Source organism: Parabacteroides sp. AF27-14 (genome assembly GCF_003635425.1).
GTDB classification, from domain to species: domain Bacteria; phylum Bacteroidota; class Bacteroidia; order Bacteroidales; family Tannerellaceae; genus Parabacteroides; species Parabacteroides distasonis.
This window is the reverse complement of record NZ_QTLZ01000035.1, coordinates 1-638: the sequence shown is the minus strand read 5'-3', so window position 1 is coordinate 638 and position 638 is coordinate 1. Positions and strand designations below refer to the sequence as shown.

General features: G+C 55.6%; 1 protein-coding gene and 1 pseudogene. Both read right to left on the bottom strand.

All coding sequences use genetic code 11. The annotated features are described in order from the left end of the window. A partial coding sequence (locus tag DWY79_RS23165; protein ID WP_233564028.1) for a biotin/lipoyl-binding protein occupies positions 1-326 on the bottom strand: 326 nt, incomplete at its 3' end. Positions 327-347: 21 nt separating this feature from the next. After that, positions 348-638 (bottom strand): annotated as a pseudogene (locus DWY79_RS20980) (peptidase domain-containing ABC transporter); the annotation flags it as partial.

Below are 638 nucleotides of genomic sequence, written 5' to 3'. Positions count from 1 at the left end.
AGATAGATGGCATCGTCCGTGTCGGCGTGATTCTCTATGACCGCCAGCCAATCCCCCTCCCTTACCGGGCGATTATCCCTGACGAGCAGCTCCTGTATCTTTCCCGCTGCCCGTGTCACTACCGCCGTCGCGGGATGTTGCCCCGTCAATGTCATGTCTGCCGTGATCACGTCAGGATATTTGAAGAAACAGCTTCCCACCAGCAATGTCACGACCACGAGGAATAACAGCGTTATCCCCCACCGTACGATCCAGGCCGGCACTTGCCCCATCACCTCCTGTACCTCCTCGCTCCTCAGTTCTATGTCCTTATTTCTCTTCTCCAACTAATTTTCAACTTTCAATTCTCAATTCCCAAGTTCCAACTGGTTCTTCACCAACTTATAGTAAGTCCCCCGCAAGGCCGTGAGCTCTTGATGCGTCCCTTCCTCCACGACGCGTCCCTTGTCCAGCACCACGATCTTGTCGGCGTCACGTACCGTGCTTAGCCGATGCGCCACGACCACCACGGTCCGTCCTTTGTAGAAGGCGTGCAACTGCTCCATGATCTCCCGCTCGTTGTTTGCGTCCAAGGCGTTCGTGGCCTCGTCCAGGAAGATGAAGTCGGGATTCTTGTACACCGCCCGGGCGATCAGGAT